This is a genomic window from Paraburkholderia caffeinilytica, assembly GCF_051027425.1.
Taxonomy (GTDB): Bacteria; Pseudomonadota; Gammaproteobacteria; order Burkholderiales; family Burkholderiaceae; genus Paraburkholderia; species Paraburkholderia caffeinilytica_A.
In genome coordinates this window covers 1,577,798-1,598,683 of the sequence record NZ_CP186553.1, presented here as the reverse complement: position 1 = coordinate 1,598,683, position 20,886 = coordinate 1,577,798, and the positions used below count along the sequence as shown (strand labels likewise).

Annotated in this window: 17 protein-coding genes; 8 read left to right on the top strand and 9 right to left on the bottom strand. The window is 65.3% G+C overall.

All coding sequences use genetic code 11. The features are described 5' to 3' along the window. The first annotated feature begins 94 nt into the window (after window positions 1-94). Together ACOSV0_RS27600 and gph are read left to right on the top strand one after the other, a co-directional pair. On the top strand, window positions 95-865 hold the full coding sequence (locus tag ACOSV0_RS27600; RefSeq protein WP_434115489.1) for an HAD family hydrolase: 771 nt from the start codon (window positions 95-97) through the stop codon (window positions 863-865). After that, window positions 862-1,581, top strand: coding sequence for a phosphoglycolate phosphatase (gene gph / locus ACOSV0_RS27595; RefSeq protein ID WP_434115487.1), 720 nt, complete (start codon window positions 862-864; stop codon window positions 1,579-1,581). The genes ACOSV0_RS27600 and gph overlap by 4 nt, the downstream gene beginning before the upstream one ends. Window positions 1,582-1,652: 71 nt before the next feature. On the opposite strand, the gene xopG is transcribed toward gph, so the two are convergent. After that, a complete protein-coding gene (xopG, locus tag ACOSV0_RS27590) occupies window positions 1,653-2,288 on the bottom strand; it encodes a XopG/HopH/AvrPtoH family type III secretion system effector (RefSeq protein WP_434115485.1) in 636 nt (211 codons plus the stop codon). A 187-nt stretch (window positions 2,289-2,475) separates the two neighbouring features. Next, window positions 2,476-5,235 carry a hypothetical protein gene (locus ACOSV0_RS27585; protein WP_434115483.1) on the bottom strand — a complete coding sequence of 920 codons (2,760 nt, stop codon included), beginning with the start codon at window positions 5,233-5,235 and terminating at the stop codon, window positions 2,476-2,478. 377 nt (window positions 5,236-5,612) lie between these two features. Between ACOSV0_RS27585 and ACOSV0_RS27580 the strand changes: the two genes are divergently transcribed. The 6 genes from ACOSV0_RS27580 to ACOSV0_RS27555 all read left to right on the top strand — a co-directional run bounded on the left by ACOSV0_RS27580 (window position 5,613) and on the right by ACOSV0_RS27555 (window position 14,601). Next, window positions 5,613-6,467, top strand: coding sequence for a methionyl-tRNA formyltransferase (locus tag ACOSV0_RS27580; protein ID WP_434115482.1), 855 nt, complete (start codon window positions 5,613-5,615; stop codon window positions 6,465-6,467). A 167-nt stretch (window positions 6,468-6,634) separates the two neighbouring features. Further along, window positions 6,635-7,261, top strand: coding sequence for a hypothetical protein (locus tag ACOSV0_RS27575; protein WP_434115480.1), 627 nt, complete (start codon window positions 6,635-6,637; stop codon window positions 7,259-7,261). Between the two features lie 124 nt (window positions 7,262-7,385). Next, the gene (locus ACOSV0_RS27570; RefSeq protein WP_434115479.1) at window positions 7,386-8,306 is read left to right on the top strand and encodes a phage tail tip lysozyme; all 921 of its coding nucleotides are present in this window, start codon (window positions 7,386-7,388) and stop codon (window positions 8,304-8,306) included. A gap of 179 nt (window positions 8,307-8,485) precedes the next feature. Then, complete coding sequence (locus tag ACOSV0_RS27565) at window positions 8,486-9,148, top strand: hypothetical protein (RefSeq protein ID WP_434115478.1); 663 nt, start codon at window positions 8,486-8,488, stop codon at window positions 9,146-9,148. Window positions 9,149-9,263: 115 nt separating this feature from the next. Beyond that, window positions 9,264-10,712 carry a helix-turn-helix transcriptional regulator gene (locus ACOSV0_RS27560; protein WP_434115476.1) on the top strand — a complete coding sequence of 483 codons (1,449 nt, stop codon included), beginning with the start codon at window positions 9,264-9,266 and terminating at the stop codon, window positions 10,710-10,712. 109 nt (window positions 10,713-10,821) lie between these two features. Next, on the top strand, window positions 10,822-14,601 hold the full coding sequence (locus ACOSV0_RS27555) for a hypothetical protein (RefSeq protein WP_434115474.1): 3,780 nt from the start codon (window positions 10,822-10,824) through the stop codon (window positions 14,599-14,601). Window positions 14,602-14,772: 171 nt separating this feature from the next. Here the strand turns inward: ACOSV0_RS27555 and sctT are convergent, their stop codons facing one another. The 7 genes from sctT to ACOSV0_RS27520 form a co-directional block, all read right to left on the bottom strand. Then, a complete protein-coding gene (sctT, locus tag ACOSV0_RS27550; protein ID WP_434115473.1) occupies window positions 14,773-15,618 on the bottom strand; it encodes a type III secretion system export apparatus subunit SctT in 846 nt (281 codons plus the stop codon). 67 nt (window positions 15,619-15,685) lie between these two features. Continuing rightward, window positions 15,686-16,171, bottom strand: coding sequence for a type III secretion system protein (locus ACOSV0_RS27545; RefSeq protein WP_434115472.1), 486 nt, complete (start codon window positions 16,169-16,171; stop codon window positions 15,686-15,688). A gap of 17 nt (window positions 16,172-16,188) precedes the next feature. Continuing rightward, complete coding sequence (sctN, locus tag ACOSV0_RS27540; RefSeq protein WP_434116169.1) at window positions 16,189-17,493, bottom strand: type III secretion system ATPase SctN; 1,305 nt, start codon at window positions 17,491-17,493, stop codon at window positions 16,189-16,191. 196 nt (window positions 17,494-17,689) lie between these two features. Further along, window positions 17,690-18,667, bottom strand: coding sequence for a type III secretion system stator protein SctL (gene sctL, locus ACOSV0_RS27535; protein WP_434115470.1), 978 nt, complete (start codon window positions 18,665-18,667; stop codon window positions 17,690-17,692). Beyond that, window positions 18,661-19,551 carry a type III secretion protein HrpB4 gene (locus ACOSV0_RS27530; protein WP_434115468.1) on the bottom strand — a complete coding sequence of 297 codons (891 nt, stop codon included), beginning with the start codon at window positions 19,549-19,551 and terminating at the stop codon, window positions 18,661-18,663. Before ACOSV0_RS27530 ends, sctL begins: the two co-directional genes overlap by 7 nt. Window positions 19,552-19,610: 59 nt before the next feature. Then, window positions 19,611-20,411, bottom strand: a complete 801-nt coding sequence (gene sctJ, locus ACOSV0_RS27525; RefSeq protein ID WP_434115466.1) for a type III secretion system inner membrane ring lipoprotein SctJ — start codon at window positions 20,409-20,411, stop codon at window positions 19,611-19,613. A 1-nt stretch (window position 20,412) separates the two neighbouring features. After that, window positions 20,413-20,817, bottom strand: coding sequence for a serine kinase (locus tag ACOSV0_RS27520; protein ID WP_434115464.1), 405 nt, complete (start codon window positions 20,815-20,817; stop codon window positions 20,413-20,415). Between the last annotated feature and the right edge of the window lie 69 nt (window positions 20,818-20,886).

Genomic DNA, 20,886 nt, shown 5'->3' with positions numbered 1-20,886 from the left:
AAGGATGTCTTATCGGAGTCCAAAGAATCTCTGAATTCAAATCGGTATCGTGCTCCGCTATCGTGGATGCTTGAACCCAGGAGAGGAGCGGACCATGCAAGCCCTGATCTTCGACGTCGACGGCACGCTCGCCGATACCGAGACGGCCCATCTGCAGGCGTTCAATGCTGCATTCGCCGAGGTGGGTCTCGACTGGTTCTGGGACGAGGCGCTCTACACACGTCTTCTCAAGGTGGCGGGCGGCAAGGAGCGCCTGCGGCATTACTGGCACGTGGCCGATCTGGAAGAAGCGGACGGCACGAGCGTGAACGACGTGATCGACGCCGTGCATGCGATCAAGACCCGTCATTACGCGGCGCGCGTGCGCGGCGGCGGCTTGCCGTTGCGGCCCGGCATTGCGCGTCTGATCGCCGAGGCGCAAGCAGCCGCCATTCCCGTGGCGATCGCGACCACCACCACACCCGCGAACCTCGACGCGTTGCTGCATGCGCCATTTGGACCCGCCTGGCGCACCCGCTTTGCCGCGATTTGCGATGCCGGCACGACCCACGTGAAGAAGCCTTCGCCCGACGTCTACCTCGACGTGCTTCGGCAGCTCGGCCTGAAAGGCGCGGACTGCGTCGCCTTCGAAGACTCCGCAAACGGACTGCGCGCGGCACGCGCCGCCGGCGTCCCCACCGTCGTGACGCCGACCGCGTATACGTCGCAAGACAGTTTTGAGGGCGCATTAGCCGTGCTGCCTCACCTGGGTGAACCCCACACGCCGATCCCTTCTTCCGTGCCGGATGAACGACCCGGTTGGGTCGATCTCGCCACCTTGCGCCACTGGCATCGCCATGCGCTGACCGAGGTTGCCGGAGCATGAGTCAGAAGCCTTCCGTCACGGCCGCGCGGACCCGGGCCGTCCTGGTCGATCTCGACGGCACGATGATCGACACCGCGCCGGACATCGTCGAGGCGGTCAGCCGCATGCTCGATGAGTTCGGTACGGCGCCGTTGCCGTTCGCGACCGTCAGCGGCTTTATCGGCAAGGGCGTCCCCAATCTGGTTCGACGTTCGCTCGAGGCGGCCGGCCTGGATCGGCAGATCGACGCCGAACATGCGCTGACGGTATTCCATCGCCACTATGCACAAACCAACGGACGCCTCGGCCGCGTCTTCCCCCACGTGGGCGCCGGTCTTGGTGAACTGCAGCGGCTCGGATACCGGCTGGCCTGCGTCACCAACAAACCGAAGGCGCTGGCCGCACCGCTCCTGCTCATGACCGGGCTCGCCAGCTATCTGGATGTGCTGGTCGCCGGGGATTCGATCGCCAGAATGAAGCCCGATCCCGACCCGCTGTGGCACGCGTGCCGGCTACTCGACGTGGAACCTGAAAACAGCGTATTGGTCGGCGATTCGCCGGTCGACGTGATGGCCGCGCGGGCGGCCGGTCTACCGGTGTTCATCGTGAGCTATGGCTATGCCGGGCCGGACGGTGCGTCGGCACTGGGATGCGATGGCCTGATCGACTCGCTCGCGGCCATGCCCGCGATTCTTGCTTCCCGCAGCGCGGGGTTGCGTGCCGACGCCCAGGCGTAGTTCAACCCGCACCAGACACCAATCCGCGCTTCCAGTCGAAGCGGCAGCACGGACAGGACGATTCTGGCTGGCTAATACTTTTTCCGGAGTGGCTCCCCATGTTCTTGCCGGATAGAATTTTCGGACGGCGTTTTTCCATCAAATTCTCCAATACCGATTGCACGCCGTTCTTCCCTGGCTGCGGGCGTCGCCGGGTCATATCTGTCGCCTGAACCGCCGGTGTAGGTTCCTTTCAAGATTCTGTTCGCATGCACAAGTTCGTGTCCTAGTACCAGATACGAGCGGCTTTCATCATTGCTGCTCGACACCCTTCCCTGTTCGTCAACATCAAGAGACTGATCCGGATTCCAGTGGATAATTGCCCGGGCACCTGATCCTTTAATCTTGCCGAAAAAACGGGGTTGGGCAAGCGTCACGGCCGCCTTGTTATGCAAGGGGTCCCGATCGTCTCCCGCAATACGCGGCCGGGACGCCTGCTGTGCTTCCGTCAGTGCCGCTCTGGTTGTGGCGCTGCCCGTTGTGGGTCTAATGGTGACCTTTTTGCCGTTGCGAGAGAGGCTTGCAAGATTGTCAAGCAACTGGCCGCCGGTCCTCCCCGCTTTTAGCCGATCAAGCGCCTGATTGACCTTGTCCGGATAGTCGGGATACAGGCGGCTTTCGTATTCCATGTCGATGTGAGGAGCGACATTCGAGTTGATTTTTGTCATCGTAAGGACCTGCAACTGTTCGTGAGCATGCCGCTGACCGGCCGGAGCCGGATACAGTCTTCTGCCGCCATAGGGAAACATCCTTGTCGCTTCTCCAAACGATCTGCTTCGGCCACCTCACGGCTACGGCAACGATTAGACACGCGCGCTTTCGCGCGGCGCATCGGACAATCGTGATGCTTTGGGTTCACACCACCTCGAAGCTTCGACGGCCGGTGCTCGATACCGAACCGGCAGCGCTCGCCGGACGCAAACCGCCCAACGGCTGCTGCGTCGTGTCGGGCGACAGATTGCCGGACGGGTCCGCCACCACGGTGGGCGTCGGCGCCGTGTCGTCCGCCGGAATTTCGGTGATGGACGCGGTTGCCGGCTCCTGTTCCGCAGGAGCGCTGCTCGTGCTCATTGCAAACGGCAGGCACCCCGCGATAATCAGCGCGGCGCCGATAACCTCTTCGAGATGATTCTGCACCGCCTTGCCAAGGCTCGTGCCTCCGAACGCGTAAGCGATCGTCCCGGTCACCGCGTAGAGCGACAGGAAAAGGCTCAGACGGGCAATTCCCGCACCGGCCATCTTGTCGCCAAATTGCGCCGCGAAGGAACCCTTTTCGGAGTCGTATTTGCCGTACGACAGACGCAAATCCTTGATGGCCTTCAGCGCCTCCGGGCTGCCGAAGCCGTGAACCGAGAGTTCGTTCGCGACCCGCAAGCTCACGTTCGCGATGCCTTCGCCAGCGGCATTGAGGGTCGCATAGCTGAACAGCTTGCCAACCGCATCGTGTAACGACGTGCCACCGCTCCCAACCGCGTCCAGCAGGCCGACGCCCGATAAGCCGACGGCATCCTGTCCGGCGTTCACCGCTTCCTCGGTACCGAGATACGAGACGTCCGTCGCCTGGCCCTGCACAGGTCTGGTGTACAGGGCATCGTGATTACCATCGAGCGGCAGGACCAGGTTGATCACGTCGCGCGCAAGATAAGCGATCGACTTGATGGCCGAGGGCAGCAGCGTCGACAGCACGCCGAATTGTCCGTTTTCACCGCCGCGACCGACTACCCCGGCCAGCGCCATCGAGCCGAGCAGCGCCGTAATCTGCAACATGTGGCCGCGGTGCGTCGTCGGGATCGCCGAGCCCTGGTATTTCTTGTGCACCATCGCGATCAGGTTGGCTCCGGCTGTGGCGACGAAGATTGTGCCGACAGCGAACCCCTGACGCTCGGGCGACAGGGAAGTAGCCTTGATGGCCCACTCCGTCAGCAGACTGAGCAGTTCGCGCGTTATCGTGGTGCCGCCGGTAGCGAGCAATTCGTGGGTCATGGTGTTCACCCAGTTCGCGGACCATCCCTTCCAGGGTTCTTCGGGACCGAAGCTGTTCTGCGCTATGAGCGTCAGCACGCTTTTGATCGCGGCCGGCGTGGCCCTGAGCGTGCCGGGCGTGGCGGCTATTGCGCCGCGTACCGGTGCGGTCAACGCCGCCATCCGGGAACGCGTCTGGTCCAACCGGGTGCGGGTGTCCGGTACGCCGCTTTCGATGTCGGTGTTACCGGCGGCGCGGTGAGTGCCGACGGTGCCGAGTTGCATGATCGACGTCGGGGTCTGCGTCTGCGTTGTCGCTCTGGTATTGCGGATGAAGTTCTGCACCATAGGGTCCGACAGTTGGGACTGCCGTGGCTGGGCGGATACGCCCGGTGTCGTTGTGTTCGTGCGAATCAGCGGCGGCGCGAGATGCGTTGGCGACGGGTTCAAATGAACTGGCGGCGGCGTTGTGAGATGCGTCTGCGGGGTCTGGGCGGTAGCCTTCGACGCGGCGTTTGAGGACGTCGTCGGCGTGCTCGTTTCTTCGGGTACGGCTTTGGACGAAGACGCTTCGCTTTCCTTAATCAGCGGAGTGCTCGGCTGTTTGATCGCTGCTTCGGACGAAGACGCTTTCTCGTTCTTCACCAGTGGCGTGATTTCCTCTTTAGTCGCCTCTTTGGTCGACGACACTTCGCTTTCCTTCATCAGCGGTGCGCTCGTCTCCTTGATCGCTGCTTCGGACGAAGACGCTTCCTCGTTCTTCACCAGTGGCGTGATTGCCTCTTTAGTCGCTGCCTTGGACGACGACACTTCGCTTTCCTTCATCAGCGGCGTGCTCGTCTCCTTGATCGCTGCTTCGGACGAAGACGCTTCCTCGTTCTTCACCAGTGGCGTGATTTCCTCTTTAGTCGTCGCTTTGGGCGACGACACTTCTCTTTCCTTCACCAGCGGCGCGCTCGTCTCTTTGATCGCTGCTTCAGTTGAAGACGCTTCCTCGTTCTCCACCAGCGGCGTGATTTCCTCTTTTGTCGCCGCCTTGGACGACGACACTTCGCTTTCCTTCATCGGCGTCGTGCTCGTCTCTTTGATCGCGGCCTCAGACGAAGACGCTTCCTCGTTCTTCGCTAGCGGCGCGCTATCCTCTTTAGTCGTCGCCTTGGTCAACGACACGTCGCTCTCCTTCACCAACGGCGCGCTCGTCTCTTTGATCGCTGCTCCAGACGAAGACGCTTCCTCCTTCTTCACCAGCGGCGTGCTCGACTCCTTAACCACCGCCTCGGATACCGGCGGTGCAAGCGGCGTGGACGTTTCCGCCGACGTCATAAGCGGCGTCTGCTGCAACACCGGCGACTCCGGTGGCGACTCATGATCCCGATCGTGGTCCGTCACCGCTGCTCCGGATAACGACAACGGTGCCGCCGTCGCCGACGGCGCGCCCCCGCCCACCGATGCCGTCCGGCGTCGCCCCTGCCCCTGTGCCGGACTGCTGCGCAGCTCCGTCGACCGCGAGCGCCTCAAGGCGGTGAACTGTTCCGAATGCGATTGCGAAGGCTGGGTCGGCGTGGTCTGCAGAGTGGGCGCAGGCAGCGCCGTGTCGGTTGGCGACGTCGAATGCACGGGTGATGTGGACCGCGGAAGCGAGATGCCTGACATGATTGTCCTTATGAAATGATGACCCTCGGTTAGTCGACAGACCTATTACCGATTCACACGACAATTATGAAATTTTCGAGTCCGCGAATGACCTGCCATACGAAGCACGCGAACAAAAGGCGAAGCGTCCAGCCCTAAAAACACCGCGACTATGCCCGCCGCATCACGAGCCGGCACGCGCCACACCATGCCACGCCGCACGGCCGGCGGTCACCGGCACTTCGCCTGACAGTGTCCAACTTCCGGTACGCCCCGCACCGCTGCCCACACATCTGTTCTATTGATGGACTTGAACCCGACGGGTCGGCGAAAGACCACGCCAACGCCAGATCACGCTTTGGCGAAACCCGCGGTCAACCCCTCAACCTGGAGCAACCATGCGCTTCGCATTCGCAGGCTTCGACCGCTGGCGCGGTGTCTTCGACGCGTTCGTCGAGGCCGGCTGGGAGCCGGTCGCGATGTTCACGATCCCGGTCGACAACGTCATCGACTTCAACGACGAGATCGTTGCGCGCGCCGAGCGGCATCGGCTGCCGCTCAAGATGTCGGCACTGCGTGAAGACGATCTGCGTGCCCTGCGCGAGCTGCAATGCGACGTGCTGGTGGTCGCCGGTTATAGCTGGAAGATTCCCGACTGGAGCGCGTATCTCCCGCACGCCGTTAACTTTCATCCGTCGCCGCTGCCGGAAGGACGCGGCCCCTATCCACCGATTCAGGCGCTGCTCGAAGACCGTTCCGAATGGGGCGTGAGCTGTCACCGTCTGGCGGCCGGATTCGATACCGGTCACGTGCTCGCCGCCGAGCATTTTGCGATGACCGGCGACGAATGCCACGAAACGCTGCAGCTGAAATTGCAGATGGCGGCGCGCAAGCTCGCCGCGCGCGTGGCCGGCGGTTTTCATCGGTTGTGGGAAGAAAGCCGGCCGCAGACGCAGGGCAGCTACTGGCCACGCATCGACGACGCACGCCGCACGCTCGACTTCAACCAGCCGGTGGCCGACGTGATGCGCGTCGTGCGCGCGTGCGGACTGTTCGAATGCTTCGCGCCGCTGCGCAATGCGAAGGTCTCGGTGAAACGTGCGCACGGGTGGCGCGAAGCACACGATTACACGCCGGGTGAAATCGTTCACGAGTACCGGCGCTGGGTCGTGATCGCCGTGCGGGATGGCTTTGTCGCGTTGATCGAATGGAGTCCGCTGCCGCTGACGCTGCGTCTGCAGATGGGACCATGAAGGACGCCATGAAGCTCGCTGTCGCGACGTTCGCGATACGGTGCAACGCTTCGCATCGCAAGGCTGGCGCGCAGATCGATTCGATATTCTGAATAAGTGGAAGTGCGGTTCCCACATCACTGGCAGCACAGCTCCGATCCACTCACTTTCTTTGACAGAGGTAATTCATGGCTCTTACCACGACCATTACGTCGAACCAACCTGGTGGCAGCGGCTACGTCGGCAGTCTGCCACTGACCGGCGCTTCGACCACGTCATCCACGCAATCTTCGCCCGCGCAAATCCTGAGCCAGCTGCTGCAGGAATTCCAGCAGATGATCCAGCAGGCCGGCGGCGGCAGCACGCCGTCCACTACGCCCTCGCAGGCCGGCGGCTCGACGCTGCCGGCCACGGGCGGCTTGCCGACCACCGGCAGCTTGCCGGGTACCAGCACCCTGCCGGGCACGGGCACCCTGCCGGCGACCGGCTCGTCCAACACCAATCTGTCGAGCGTTCAACTGCAGGTCGGCACGAGCGGCAGCGGCACCACCCTCGCACAAGGCCCGAAGAACACCGACGGTTCATCCGATCTGTATCTCCCGCAAAAGGACGGCTCGGAAAAGCACGTCGGCAAGGAAATGCCCGATGGTTCGATCCAGTTCGATAACGCCGACGACGCCAAAGCCGTGCTCGGCAAGAGCGGCACGTTTCTCAACGCACTGGGCGGCAAGCTGAAGCACAACAGCGACGGCACCGCGACGCTCGCGGCAGGCGCCTCGACATTGACCGCAGGGAATCTGCCCGCGCCGGTCTAGGCATGGCACGTGATGCGTCGCCGCCGCGCGCGGCGGCGCATACGCTGCGACGCGCACTGACGGATACGGCGGCGCCTCGTCGCGATCCGTCGCACGTGAATGTGGTTCAAGCATGGAGAAAGCCATGACGGGCTTAGTAATGCAAGGCGGCTACTCAAGCAGTCCGATGGATTACCTGAACAGCTTCGAAAGCGGCTCCCTGGGTGGCGTGTCGGGTGGGAGCAACAGCAGCAGCGGGCTCGGCGGCATGAGCCAGCAGCAGATTCTGCAGATCGTCGAAGAACTGCTCGCGATGCTCCAGCAGGCGCTGCAAGGCGCCAACAGCGACGATTCCGATGACGGCGGCGTGGGTGGCGCAAGCGGTGCAGGTGGCGGCGGCGGTAGCGGCGGTGGAATGCCTTCAATGCCTTCTTCGCTGGATGCCACGCCTTCAGCCGGCACGGCACCGCCTTCCGCTCCGCCCGTCACGCCTTCGGCGACACCCGCATCGACTGGCGGACCCGCGGCCACCACCGGCAGCGGCACGGTCGGTTCGAGCCCCTCGTCGAGCGGACTGAGCACCGCGCCGCAGACCGCCGCCAACACGCCGGAGCAAAGTCAACAGGTCGCGGGACAGTATGTGAACAACCTGATGCAGGATTTCAATCTCACGAAACCGCAAGCGGAAGGCATCGTCGCGAATCTGTGGCACGAAAGCGGCGGCATGAATTCGGGCATCAACCAGGGCGGTGCGATCGGCCAGCCGAGCGGCAACATGGCGGACGACAACGCCAACGGCTACGGCATCGCGCAATGGGGCGGCTCCCGCAAGGAAGGCCTGATCAACTACGCAAAACAGAATGGGCTCGATCCGTCGAGCCAGGCCGCGAACTACGGTTACCTGAAACAGGAACTGGAAACGACGCAGTCGGGCGCGATCAGCGCGGTCAAGAACACCAGTACCGCACAAGACGCGACCCAGGCATTCTGCGACAGCTTCGAAAAGCCGTCCGATCCGGAAATGAGTTCACGTCTGGCCGATCTCGCGCTGGTCCAGAACGCCTGAAACATCGCTGCGCCGCTTATGACGCAGCTTGTGGCATAGCTCATCGCATCATTCATCGCGCCATGAGATTCTTTCGCCGCGCCCTGGGGCACGTCCCGGATGCCGGCGGCATGGCGCGTTTTCATTCACGCTACGAAGATTGCGAGCGTTGCGCCATCCGGCGCGTTCACGCCAGAGCTATGACCGCACCCGACCCGTTCGCTCATGAGACCCGTTGCGACCTGCTGTGCTTTCTGGTGATCGGCCAGCTGATCAAACACGCGGCAAGCGGCACATGGCTCGGCCCGGTGCTGCTAGAAGCCCGCATGCGGCTGTGGCTCGGCTCCGGTCATCCTGGGCTTACACGCGCCGAACAGCGCACGCTCGTGCGGCTGTCGATAGCGCTCGCCACCGTGCTTCAATCGCAGCCCGTGTTCAACGATCCGGAGAGGCTTGCCCGCCTGTCGCTGGACACATGGCGGCTGAATTTTCACGAGCCGTTGCTGGCCGCACTACGCGCGGCCTGTGAGGACCGGTTGAAGCGAACCGTCGCGCCGGCCCGTTCCGCCGGACACGGTACGTCGCCCACGTGCGGCACAGCCGAGGGAACGGACAGCACACCCTGCCCCGAAGTGCTGGCGCGCGCCATGACGCTGAGCGTGGCGGCGATCCGCAGGGCGCAGGGCAAGCGCAATCCGCAGGACCTGTCCGTGCATTCGCCCGCATGGCAAGCCGTCCACGACGACTTCGCACGCGACCTGCAGCGCGCGCCGCGCCTCACTCCCGCCGACCTTCACGACGGCACGTTTCCCCCCGTCGCCACCGTGAAGAAAGGCAAGCGAAAGACTTCGCGCCGATCGTAACAGACCATCACAAATGCGAGTCAGCGTCGCGCCCGAATGAAAAGATGGCTTCACAGGTTCAGCACATTGGCTCGATACCCGCCATCCACAGCATCTTTCAGTCAGGGGCGACATCATGTTCTCGACGGTCTACTTCGCAGCTTCCTCGGTCCTCTCCTGCGACGGCATCCCTGCCGCGCTCGCAGCCAAAGTACTCGACGGCCAGCTTCACGACGCCGCCCGGCTCGCCGCCAATTTCGCCGACAGCGACGCCCTTGCCTCGCAGACTTCCGCGTCGGCGTATGCGGCGCTGCAAATCTACGGCGACATCGAACTGGTGCTCGGCCGTGACGAAGAAGCCGAAGAAACCTACCGCAAAACGCAGAAGGCAATCCGCCATTCACGCGACGCGATGCGTATCGTGTCGGTGCGCAACACCGGCTGGCAAGCATGCTTTCGCAGCCAGTTCCACGTCGCGCTGACCTGCTTCAAGCGCGTGGTGGAAGACAAGGCCGCGACACCGGCCCAGCAGCTCGACAGCATGATCGGCGCAACCCTGGTGCTGTTCCAGCTCGGTTGTGTGCAAGCCGCGTGCGACCGTCTCAGCGAACTCGCCGTGCGCGCGGCCGCGCACGCCGACCGCCGCTGGGCCTATCTGGTCGAGATGCTGCGCAAGGATCTGCGCGCCCAGCACCAGCTACACGACACCGAGCCGCTCGCCGATCATATCTACTGGCGCGCGGTCGTGACGAGTCTGCAGGCGCTGGACACGCCGGCTGCTCCGGCGGCCGGCCTCGCGATGCCGCTGCTCGCGCAACGGCTCGACTACCTCACGCATCTGCAGGCGTTCGCCGGCGGCCGCGCGACTGCGCGTGAATCGCTGAAGGACCATGCTGCGTGGAGCCGCAAGATGGGCCTGAACGAATACCACCGCAGCCTGTGCCTCGAAATGACGCTCGGCGCGATCGCCGCCGGTGCGACCAGCGCCGCGGAAGACCTGCTCGAACAATCGGGCGCGGCCGCGATTCACGGCAGCCAGCACGCGCGCTGGTATCTGGACTATCTGTACTGCCGCGCGAAGATCATGCAGCAACAGATGCGCACGCAGGAGTTCGCGACGCTCTACGGCCGCTACGCGCTCGCCTCGATCCAGCACGTTCGCGCCGACAGCGTGTCGCTGCCGTCAGCCTCCACGCCTGCGTCCGACCGCGCCGCGCAGTCGCGCCATGCCCCACGCGCCGACGACGTCAGCGCCCGTCTGCCGGCCAAGTATCGCCGCGCCTATCGTTACCTGATGGACAACCTCGATCAGAAGGATCTGTCGGTGCGCGAGGTGGCATCGCAGATCGGTGTCACTGAACGCGCGATGCAAGGCGCGTTCAAGAAGCATCTCGGCCTGTCGCCGAGCGAACTGATCCGCCGTCAACGCATGGAACGCATCCGCGAAGAACTGCTCGACGACGACGCACCGGTCGCACGGGTCCTCGACGTCGCGAAGAAATGGGGGGTCCAGCATCGCTCGACCCTGATCAACGGTTATCGCAGTGTGTTCAACGAAGCACCGTCTGAAACGTTAGGCCGCTAGAACGCGCGCTTTCTGCCGCCGGACTGTCCGGGGCCCGCTCGCGCACGCTGCGCGAACGGGACGCCGGCACGTCGGGCGGCTCAATCCAGCAGATTCAGGTAGGCCACTTATGGTTACCCGCCCGATTGCCCTTCGCACGCTACCCAACCTCGGACGTGTAGAGCAGGACGAGCCAGCCGATCCGGCCGTCCCCGCGCAACCGTCGAAAACCGCCGCGGCCATCAATGCCGTCAAGTCGCTGCCGGCCAAACTCAGCGGTCTGAACCCCAGAGAAAAAATGAGTTCGGCGCTGGCGCACGCGCAGGAAAAAATGCGCCATCGCCGACGTGACTTCGCCGCGCCTTTTGTGCAAAACAGCAAGACCGGCGCGCCGATCGGACCACCCGACGTGGCGCGCCCACGCTATGCGCTGCGCACCCATGCGGACATTCATCCGGCCACCGCGCCGGCCGCGCCGACGCGCATCCAGCGCTACGACGCACAGGTCAAGCATGCGGCCGCCGGGGCTCATAATGCCGGCACATCGGCCCGGCATCCGCCGTCGTTTTCCGCGACGCTGTCGCGGCAGGCCGCGCGCGGCGAACCGCAGTTGCGCGATTTCATCAAGCACGTGCTGCCGGCCCTCGACGACGCGCCGGCAGTACAGGCCGGCGGCGTGTTGCCGGCGGCGGCGAATATCGGTGGCGCGCTGCCGCTGGCGGCACCGGCGGATGACACCACGGACTTCGCCGCCGATATGGCCGCCGCCTTCGAGCGCGTCGCCGGCGCGGCGGCACAGCCCGCAGCAGCACCGGCTGTGGGGGCCGCCCCTGCCGTACCGGCCGGCGCCCCTGCATCGGCGCTTGCGCATCGGCTCGACGGCCTTGCCGCGCAAGCCCAGTTGACCACCCGTCTGGCCGCGCTCGGCGCCCCTCCCGGCGCCGGGCCGACGAGCTACGGCTCGATGATCGTGACGGCCTTGCGCAACGTGGGCATTGGCGATCCGCGCATGGCCGAACAGGTTTCCGCGCGGATGCAGACGTTGTCGATCAACGACATCGTGCACGGCGGCGCCGCGCTCGCGAACGATCCGACCACCCGTCACGCGTTGCTCGCGATGCGCAACCTGTCGCGCGGCGGCCGGTACAGCTTCGAGGCACTCGGCGCACTGCGCACGGCGGGCGGCCAACCGTTCGCCAACGGCACGGAGGCGCGAGCCGTTCACGCGCTGCTCAGCGCAACCGATCATATGGCCTCGCTGCCGGGCGCCGATGTCGATGCGTTGCCCGCCGGGATTGCGGCACAGGCACGCCGCGACGGCACCCCCGGCAGCGAGTTCGCCCTCGAGGCCTTCGATGCGGCAACCCATCTGCTGGACCACGGCGAAGCGGCAATGAACGAACGGCAGAAGCACATGCTGTTCGCCTGGCGCCAGGGCGATCGCAGCGAAGCGGCCGGCACCGAGGCGTCGAAGAAAAATCATCGGCTGCAGAAGTTCACGCGCACGTCGATTCCGCGCGTGGCCGCCTCGCGTTTGTCGCGCGCCATCACGGCGCCCAAGCGGATGCTCGGCATGAACAAGTCGCCGGTGACGGCGAGCACGCTGGGACTCGGCGGCGTGCCGCGCGACACGCTGAAGAAAGAACAGAACGCACTGAAGGTTTCGATGCAGGCGGCGCTCACGGCATTGACGGCGGTGCCGGAAGCCGTGCCCGCTCAGCCCGCGAACCCCGTGGCCCAACCTCAGGTCGAGGGACAGGCGACCGGTGCTGCGGGCGGTCCGCCGGCGGCGCTCACGGCATCCACGGCCACGGCCACGCCCGCCCCCACGCCAGTCGCCCCGCTCTCGGCCGCCGCGGCCCTCACGCACGCCGACCCGGTCGGCTCGCTGGTGGAACTCGCGGGCCTGCATGTGTGGCTGCAGGCCGGCGGCTTCCCGACCGGCCGGATCGAGCCTGACGAATTGCGGCAGGTCGCGCACAAAGCCGTCGAGTTATCCGCCGATGCGCCGGCTGACGTACGCGAACGGCTCGCGGCCTTCAGCCGGCTGCCTGACGCGGAACTGCGCTCGACGCAGCCGTTCAGGTCCCTCGCGCACCGCCATTTTTCAATCGACCTGCTCGAAAAGTGGGGCACCGTCGCGCGCCTGCCGAAGGGCGAGGACTCACCGTTCTGGCATCAGATCGGCGTGCTGCGCAAAATCGCCGACAAGGTGGCGCCGGTTCGGGCGGACAAGGATTCGACGCTCTCGCAACAGGTCGATATCCTGCGTAAAGTCAGCAGTCCGCCGGAAAAAAAGCTTGAAACGCGCAGTGTCGAAGCCGCACGCGAATTGCTGGTCGAAGTCGCCGGCTCGCTGAAGAGCGGCTCGCGGCTGCGTCTGAGCGACGGCCATCACTTCGGCGGCAGCACGCGCGGCGTGTCGGTCACGCTCAGCAACCTGATTCACGCGGCGGGTGTGCCGCTATCCGTGCAGGCCAACCTGCGCGCGATCCATGCGAAGGACGCCGTGGTCGAACTGGCCCGCTCCACGCACGGCATCGAAATTTTCATCGGCACCGCGGAGCGGCTGTCGACGCACGTCGAAGGCGGTGTGTTCGCCGGCTATAAGTTCGATATGGGTCTGGCCGAAGCGCGCGCCGGCGGCGCGCTGAACGTCGTGTTCCACGCGGGCGACCGCGGCAATTCGACGGGCGTGACAATCGGCATCGAACGTCCGGTGAAGGCCGACGGCTCCGGCTATGACGATAGGGTCATGCTGGAGAAAGCCGCGAACATCGTTGCCTCGCTGTTCGACGAAGCCGCTCAGGCCGAAGGCGAGGCCGTTCCGGCCAGCGCGTCCGAGCACGTGTTCGCCCGTTATTTCGACGACCCCGGCGTCAGCGCCGCGTGGACCGACACCCGCAGCAGCAATCACAGCAGCGGCGCTTCGCTCACCGGCAGCCTGACCGTCAGGCCGCCCGAAAGCATCCATCACGTCCTCTCGACGGATCCGACCGACGGCTCGGTGAGCAGCAAGGTCGAACGGAGTTTGTTGCCGGTCGGGATCGGGCCGTCGATCGGCATCGCGTCGATTCACGACTATCGGCAAAAACAGGAATCGCCTGGCGGCGACGGCGCGATTCAGGTCGAACAACACCGGCGCGGCGGCGGCAGCCGGCTTATCGGCCGGCTCGGCCTGGGCCTGTCGGCGAGCATACCGGTCGGCAAGCAGATCTACGACAAGGACGGCAAGCCCAATGGCCGGCTGCTCGGTCTCGGCGTGTTGTCGCTCGACACGCCGTCCTGGAACATCACGTTCCGCAACACGCGAATGTCGGCGCGGCTGCAACTGGTGCGCAACGGCGCGCAACTGAATCATCGGGCCTGCTCGCTCGATCGCGAATTCGCAAGCGCCAGCGCGTACATCGAGGCGGTGGAGAGCGAGCGCGACAAGTGGGTCCACCTGTTCGCCGCCGAGACGACACCCGCCGGCCAGGCGCCGGACGAGGCGGCAATCAGGGCCGCCCACGAGAAGGTCGACGAGCATCTGTCGAATGCGCGCGCGAACTGGCGGCCCAGTCAGACGCTGTTCACGCGCCACCGGTTGCGCGAGCACGCGGCGCGGGCGCTTGATCTCAATCAGGCGCTGCACGAGCAGATGCAGCCGCGCGATCCGGACGACCCTGAAGTGATCGCATTGGCCGACGCCAACGCGCGCATTCTCGACGATCCCGAGTCGTACATGCCGATCGAACTGAAGGGCCGGGAAACCACCGGCAGCGACCGCTCGTATGGGCCGAACGTGCTGCTGCATCTCGGCACGCGCAAGGCAATGAGCGCACAGCGCGAGTTCGTTGCGGATAACGTGTCGTTCACGACGATGGACCGGGTCGACCGGGAGATGCCGGTGCCCGCGGAATATCGCTAGACACAAGCCGGCCCGCAGGCATCGGATCATGCGGGCCGGGAAGTTTCATACCGCCGCGCAAACGGATCCGGCTCGATCTCAGGCGCGGCCAGCAACGCAAGCGCCCTCCTGAGCCATCCCCCGGTCCCGTTTCACAGCGTGCATACCCGTCGTCCAGAATCCCCGTTCAATCTAGCGGCCGTCCTGTTTCCGGCCCTGCATCTTGCTCGACACCTGGCCATGCGCCATTGCTTGCGCTTCGGCCGCTATGCCGGTCAGCGCGAGCTGGCCGCGCACCTGGTCGATGAACACGCTGGCAAGCAGCGCGAGCATCAATACCGTCAGCAAGCCTTTGACCGGCTGCGCGAGCGAACTCAGATTCAGCTTCGACGACACCTTGCCGGTAAAGCCAAAGCCGATGTCGATCAGCAGCAGCAACAGCATCATCGGCGTCGCCAGCTTCGCGACGGTCTCCATCAGCGAGTCGGTCTTGTGCATCACGAAAGATTCGATGATCGCGCCGCCGGCCGGCGTCAGGTCGTCGAGCGGCCACCATTGATACGACTGGTAGATCGCGCCGAGTAGCGACATCATGCCGCCCAGCAGCCAGAACGCCGCAATCGCGAACTGGCTGAGCAGCGCCGACGTCAGCGAGGTTTGCTGCCCCTGGCTGGGGTTGGTCATCTGGATGTTGTTGAAGCCGGTCAGATCGTCGACATAGGTGCCGACGCTTTCCGCGGCCCAGAAAACGCTCGAGGCCGCGAAGCCGAGACCGACGCCGATCAGCCCTTCCTTCAGGCCGATGCCGATCAGCATCAGCGGACTTTGCACCATCAGCGCGTCGTGCTGGCCGTACGCGGCGAAGCCGCCCCACAGCAGCGCCAGCGCGGTGCGCAAACGGCCTTGCACGACGTTGTCGCTGGTCGGCGGAAAAATCATCATCAGCACCATCAGGCGCTCGCTGCACAACGCGAGCATGATCAGGTAGCCGACCAGCTTGTGACTCGATTCGATCGCGCTATAACTGAGGCTGCTCATGGTGTGGGTCCAGGGGTCCGGTTTCTTTGGTCAATGACGTGAAGCGGCGAGATCGAGACAGCCGGTCTCAGAACGGCCGCGGACCAGGCCGCCGGCTTTCCGACGCCTCCTCGTCCTGGGCGTCCTCGACGGCCGTCTCGATCTCGCGGCACAACTTGTCGCGCCGCTTCGCGTAGATATCGATGCGCGCGCGGTTCTGCACGATCTGCGCGCGGCCTTGAGCCACCTGCTGCTGTTTGCCGGCAACCTGATGCGCCGCCTCGTTCGCCTGATTCTCCAGCAGCGAGTGCCGCTGGGCCGTCGCAATCTGATGTTCGCGCAGCCGCAGATACGCGTCGGGCTGAAACGTCTGGCTCATCATCTCGTCGAGCTTGCGGTTCTGCTCGCGCAGCACGAGGGTCTGCTGGTCGACCGCCTGGCGGCATTGCGCGAGCGCGCCTTCGAGCGCCTGCTGCTCGCCGCGCAACACCAGCAGCGCGTCGTTGAGCTTGCGCTCGAGCGTCTTGCGGCGCGATAGCACCCGCTCGAGCGAAACGACCCGGCGATCTTTCATCGTGAGCCTCCGCGTGCCTAGCCGTGCGCGATCTGATGCAGCAGATCCACCGTGACGTCGGCGCCGACCAGTTGATCGGTTTCCTGGCCGAGGAACTGACGGATCATGTCGATCTTGCGGATTGCCTCGTCGGCCAGCGCATCGGCGCCGCTCTGATATTCGCCGACCTGCAGCAGCAGTTCGACTTCCTTGTGCCTCGCCATCAGCCGCCGGATATGACCGGCCGACGCGACGTGCTCGCGCGGCACCACCTGGGTCATCACGCGCGACAGGCTGCCCAGCACGTCGATCGCCGGATAGCGGTTCTGCGCGGCGATCTCGCGCGACAGAATCATGTGGCCGTCGAGAATCCCGCGCACCTCCTCGGCGATCGGGTCGCCGCCCGATTCGTCTTCGGCGAGCACGGTGTAGAGCGCGGTGATCGAGCCGCGCACGCCGAGGCCCGCGCGTTCGAGCAGGCGCGGCAATTCGGCGAAGATCGACGGCGGAAAACCGCGGCGCGTCGGCGGCTCGCCCATCGCAAGGCCGATCTCGCGTTGCGCGCGGGCAAAGCGCGTCAGCGAATCCATCATCAGCAACACGCGCAAGCCGCGGTCGCGAAAGTATTCGGCTACGGCGGTGGCCGCATACGCCGCCTTCGCACGTTCGATCGACGAACGGTCCGAGGTCGCGCACACCACCACCGAGCGCGCCATCCCTTGCGGTCCGAGAATGTGTTCGACGAATTCGCGCACCTCGCGGCCGCGTTCGCCGATCAGCGCGATCACGTTGATGTCACATTGCGCGCCGCGCGCGAACATCCCCATCAAGGTGCTCTTGCCGGCGCCGGCCGGCGCGAAGATGCCCATCCGCTGCCCTTCGGCCAGCGTCATCATGCCGTCGACCACACGCACGCCGGTCGGCATCGGTTTGTCGATGACGGGGCGGCTCATCGGCGTGGGCGGATCGGCGAATACCGGCTGGAATTCGTGGCAATCGAGTTCGCCTTTGCCGTCGATCGGCTGACCGAGGCTGTCGATCACGCGGCCCAGCAGCCCGTCGCCGATGCGGATCGCCAGCGGCCGTTTCAGGCCGATCACGCGAGTCTCGCGCGAGATGTTGCCGAGCCGCCCGAACGGCGACAGCAACGCGATATCGCGCGAAAAGCCGACCACCTCGGCGCTTTGCAGCAACGCGCCTTGCGGGGAACGCAACTCGCACAGCTCACCGAGCGTCGCATCGAGTCCGCTGACCTTCAGCAAGGTGCCGATCACTTCCTGCACCTTGCCGGCGGCAGCGGGCCGCGGACGCGCGCGCAGTTCGCGCTCGATCGCATCGGCCATCAGATCGAAGCGGCGTGCGCCGGCCTGTTGGTCCGCGGCGGGGCCGGCGGGTGCGAGATCCAGATCGGCGACGGTATCGGGTGTGATCATCGTGAAGGGTCCGTGGGCGGGAGGAAGACGGCGTGCCATGCAGTGCCGGTGGTGTTGGGCGGTATTAGTCGGCCTTAGTCGGCGTTGAGCGGTCCAGGATAAACAGTCAGGCGGTGTTCAGTTCGCCGGCTTCGGATACGGCGCCGGCATCGTGTGGTCCGTCGATCGCGGCGACCGCGTCGGCGAAGACATCGTCTTCGTCCAGGTCCGGCGGCAGCGTCTGCGCGTGATCCGGTTCCGGCCGCATCGCATCGGGCGGATCGAGGTGAAGCGCCGGCGCGCCGAGGTCCATGCCGGCGTCGACCCGAACGGCGGCATCGGCTTGCACGCCGTATTCGCCCGGCGCCTGCGCGGCCGTATCGTCTTCGTCGTCCGGCAAACCCTGCACGGCACGCGCCAACGCCGCATTGATCGCGTCCAGTTGCTGCGGCAAGCTGGCGTCGATCGCGCCGAGATCGGCTTCGCACACGCACGCGCCGCGCTCCAGCTGCGCGTCGCCGCTCACCTGCAACCTCACCGAGCGGCCGGCCTCGCGCCAGGTACGCGAGATGTCGTCGAACGCGGCGGCGGCCGATGCAAGATCGTCGGGATGCACGCGCACTTTCAGCGGACTGCCGTCGGCGATGATGCCCTCGACGTGCGTCGCCGCCTGCCTGAACAGCATCACCGGATCGGCGCTGAACACGATCTGCTCGACCGCCAGCGCGACCAGTTGCGCAAGCCGTTCGCGCTGCCGCTGTCCAATCGACGGCATCCCTGTCTGCGTCTGCAGACTGCGTTCGTGCCACGCGGTCAGCGCTTCCTGCCAGCCGCCTTCATAACCCGTCTGATACGCGCTGGCGTAAAACATCTGGGCCTGGTCGATCAGCTCGCTCGCTTCGGCCTGGGCGGCGGCGAGCACGGCGTCGGCCTGCGCGCGCGCTTCGTCCAGCAACGCCGCACAACGCTCGTTCAGCGCGTGATAGGCGGCATCGACCTCGACCAGCGTCGCCAGATCCTCACCGCGCAGCACGTCGCCGCACACACCGACCCCGGCCTGTGCGCCTTCGTCCGCGCCCTTCGAATGACGTAACCAGATCAGCATGAGCGCGCCGCAAATAGTTCAGGCAGTTGAGAAATGAGCGTGTCGCTTGCAGGACTGACTTTCGCATGCTCGGCGGGATCGAGCGGCGCGGCGAGCGCACTATCGTCCGATAACGCGAACTGCACGAGCTGCATCGGATGATCGGCGCCCCAGCCGCAGTCCCGTTCGAACAGGCGAAAACCCCGCCACGCGAGCGCATCCGCAGTCGGTTCCGCGGCCAGCGGCAGATTGCTGCCCGCGAGGCCGCCGCGCTGGGCGAGCAGCGCGCGCGCCAGCTGCGGCCCGAGCCACTGGTTGAGCCGCAGGCGGCGTGGCCGGTCGATCCACGAACGCACTTCGTCGACGTGTTCGAGCAGCGCGCGCATGCGCAGCACGCATAGGCTGTCGGGCAGCGGCAACTGGGTGAGCGGGAAACTCGGATCGGTGAACGACAGCAGCGGCGCCGGCTGCATGCCGAGACGCTCGAGCCACGTTTCGGCGAGCTGCGCCGTGCGGCGCTCGTCGAGCGCGGGCAGCAACGGCGCATACGCAAACGCCGCAAGACGCTGCGGGTGCAGCCACTCGAACAGCGTGCGGCGGCGCCGATAATAGTCGGCGATGCAGCCTGCCAGGACGGTGGCGAGCGGCGCCAGCGGGTCGGCGTCCTGAGACGATGCAGCTTGTTGCGCTTGCGGGTCCGGCGCCGCGTCGTCGAACACGGCATCGAACCCGTCGTCGAACATTACGTCGACCGCGCCGCCGCTGTGGTTGCCGCTGTGGCCTCCGTTGTAGTCGCCGCTGTGGTCTCCATTGTTTCCACCGCCGTTTCCACCGTTGTTGCCGAAGTCTTCGCCGACGTTGCCGCCCAGGTTGCCGCTCGTGTCGCCCGCGATCTCGCCGCCCATGTCCCTCTCCGTGACTGCCGCTGCTTATCCGGCACGCTCAACCGCGCGGCGCGGCGCTCTCACGCCGCGGCCTTCGGCGTCTTGGCCGCGCGGGCGCCACGCTTCGGCAGAAACTGCGCGAGACTGTCCGGCGTCAGGCGAGGCAGCTTGTCGCGCCACACCACCAGCGCGCCGGCGAGACCGATCAGCACGATCCCCAGCGCGATGGCGACGAACGTCAGCCAGCCGCCGCGCTGGTTGTCCGGCAACGGCAGATTGAGCGGGTCCGCCGGCACCGAGGTCACGCTGACCTGGTCGTAGGTCAGCCCTTCGATACTGTGGACGACGAGGTTCTTGATGGCCGGTGTCAGCGTTTCGACGTTCGCATCCGCGCGATACTTGATGAACACCGCCGCCGACGAAGGCTTGGCCGATTCCGCCAGCGGATCGTTGTTCGGCAGCACGATCTGCACGCGGGCTTCGACCACGCCGTCGATTTTCGACAGCGTGTCGTCGAGTTCCTGCGACAGACCGTAGATGAAGCGCACGCGCTCTTCGGTCGGCGTGGAGACGAGGCCGTCTTTCTTGAAGAGCGTGCCGAGGTCGTCGAATTTCTTCGACGGAATGCCGCGCGCGCGCAGAATTTCCATTGCGTGCACGATCTGCTTTTCGTCGACGCTCACCGACCACGTCTTGCCGCCGTCGGGCGTGCTCTTCTGCGCATCGACACCGTATGGCACGAGCGCGGCGACGATCTCGTTACAGTCGCGCTCGGTCAGTTGACCGTATAGCTCCTTCTGGCAGCCGCCCAGCAGGAACACGAGGGCGAGACAGGGCAGCAGCTTGCGCCAGCGCGCGGGGGTGTGTTCGAGGATCGACATGTTATTGGTTCTTCATCAAGGTCTGAACGGCGTCTTTCGACGACTGAACCGCGGCCATCTTCACCTGAAGATCGGCGTTGAGACTGGAGATTTCCATCTGCACCGTCATGTTGGCCGCCGCCATGCGCTCCATCGACAGCGAACTCATGTGATGCATCAGGTACATCATGTCGTTCGGCACCTGCCGGTAGTAATCGGCCTGTTCCGACACGGCGCGCGCAACGATGTTGTGATCCGGATGTTCCGGGACGCTCTGCACCGGCGGAGTCGGCACGCCCTGCGACATCAGCGCCTGGAAGCGGTCGGCCTGCTCCGGCGTGACCGCCGGCGCGGATTCGGCCCCTGCGCTCGCGCCGGTCTGGGCGATTTGCGGGTGGAGCTGCGACATCATCATCGATATGTCCACGTGCATGTCTCCCATGAAAGCCGCTGCGCGCCGACACGGCTCGCCGCGGTGACTATGACTCCGCGTTCA

Coding starts and splice junctions, on each gene's coding strand:
- ACOSV0_RS27600 (WP_434115489.1), top strand. CDS start 95: ATGCAAGCCCTGATCTTCGACGTCGACGGCACGCTCGCCGATACCGAG.
- gph (WP_434115487.1), top strand. CDS start 862: ATGAGTCAGAAGCCTTCCGTCACGGCCGCGCGGACCCGGGCCGTCCTG.
- xopG (WP_434115485.1), bottom strand. CDS start 2,288: ATGACAAAAATCAACTCGAATGTCGCTCCTCACATCGACATGGAATAC.
- ACOSV0_RS27585 (WP_434115483.1), bottom strand. CDS start 5,235: ATGTCAGGCATCTCGCTTCCGCGGTCCACATCACCCGTGCATTCGACG.
- ACOSV0_RS27580 (WP_434115482.1), top strand. CDS start 5,613: ATGCGCTTCGCATTCGCAGGCTTCGACCGCTGGCGCGGTGTCTTCGAC.
- ACOSV0_RS27575 (WP_434115480.1), top strand. CDS start 6,635: ATGGCTCTTACCACGACCATTACGTCGAACCAACCTGGTGGCAGCGGC.
- ACOSV0_RS27570 (WP_434115479.1), top strand. CDS start 7,386: ATGACGGGCTTAGTAATGCAAGGCGGCTACTCAAGCAGTCCGATGGAT.
- ACOSV0_RS27565 (WP_434115478.1), top strand. CDS start 8,486: ATGACCGCACCCGACCCGTTCGCTCATGAGACCCGTTGCGACCTGCTG.
- ACOSV0_RS27560 (WP_434115476.1), top strand. CDS start 9,264: ATGTTCTCGACGGTCTACTTCGCAGCTTCCTCGGTCCTCTCCTGCGAC.
- ACOSV0_RS27555 (WP_434115474.1), top strand. CDS start 10,822: ATGGTTACCCGCCCGATTGCCCTTCGCACGCTACCCAACCTCGGACGT.
- sctT (WP_434115473.1), bottom strand. CDS start 15,618: ATGAGCAGCCTCAGTTATAGCGCGATCGAATCGAGTCACAAGCTGGTC.
- ACOSV0_RS27545 (WP_434115472.1), bottom strand. CDS start 16,171: ATGAAAGATCGCCGGGTCGTTTCGCTCGAGCGGGTGCTATCGCGCCGC.
- sctN (WP_434116169.1), bottom strand. CDS start 17,493: ATGGCCGATGCGATCGAGCGCGAACTGCGCGCGCGTCCGCGGCCCGCT.
- sctL (WP_434115470.1), bottom strand. CDS start 18,667: ATGCTGATCTGGTTACGTCATTCGAAGGGCGCGGACGAAGGCGCACAG.
- ACOSV0_RS27530 (WP_434115468.1), bottom strand. CDS start 19,551: ATGGGCGGCGAGATCGCGGGCGACACGAGCGGCAACCTGGGCGGCAAC.
- sctJ (WP_434115466.1), bottom strand. CDS start 20,411: ATGTCGATCCTCGAACACACCCCCGCGCGCTGGCGCAAGCTGCTGCCC.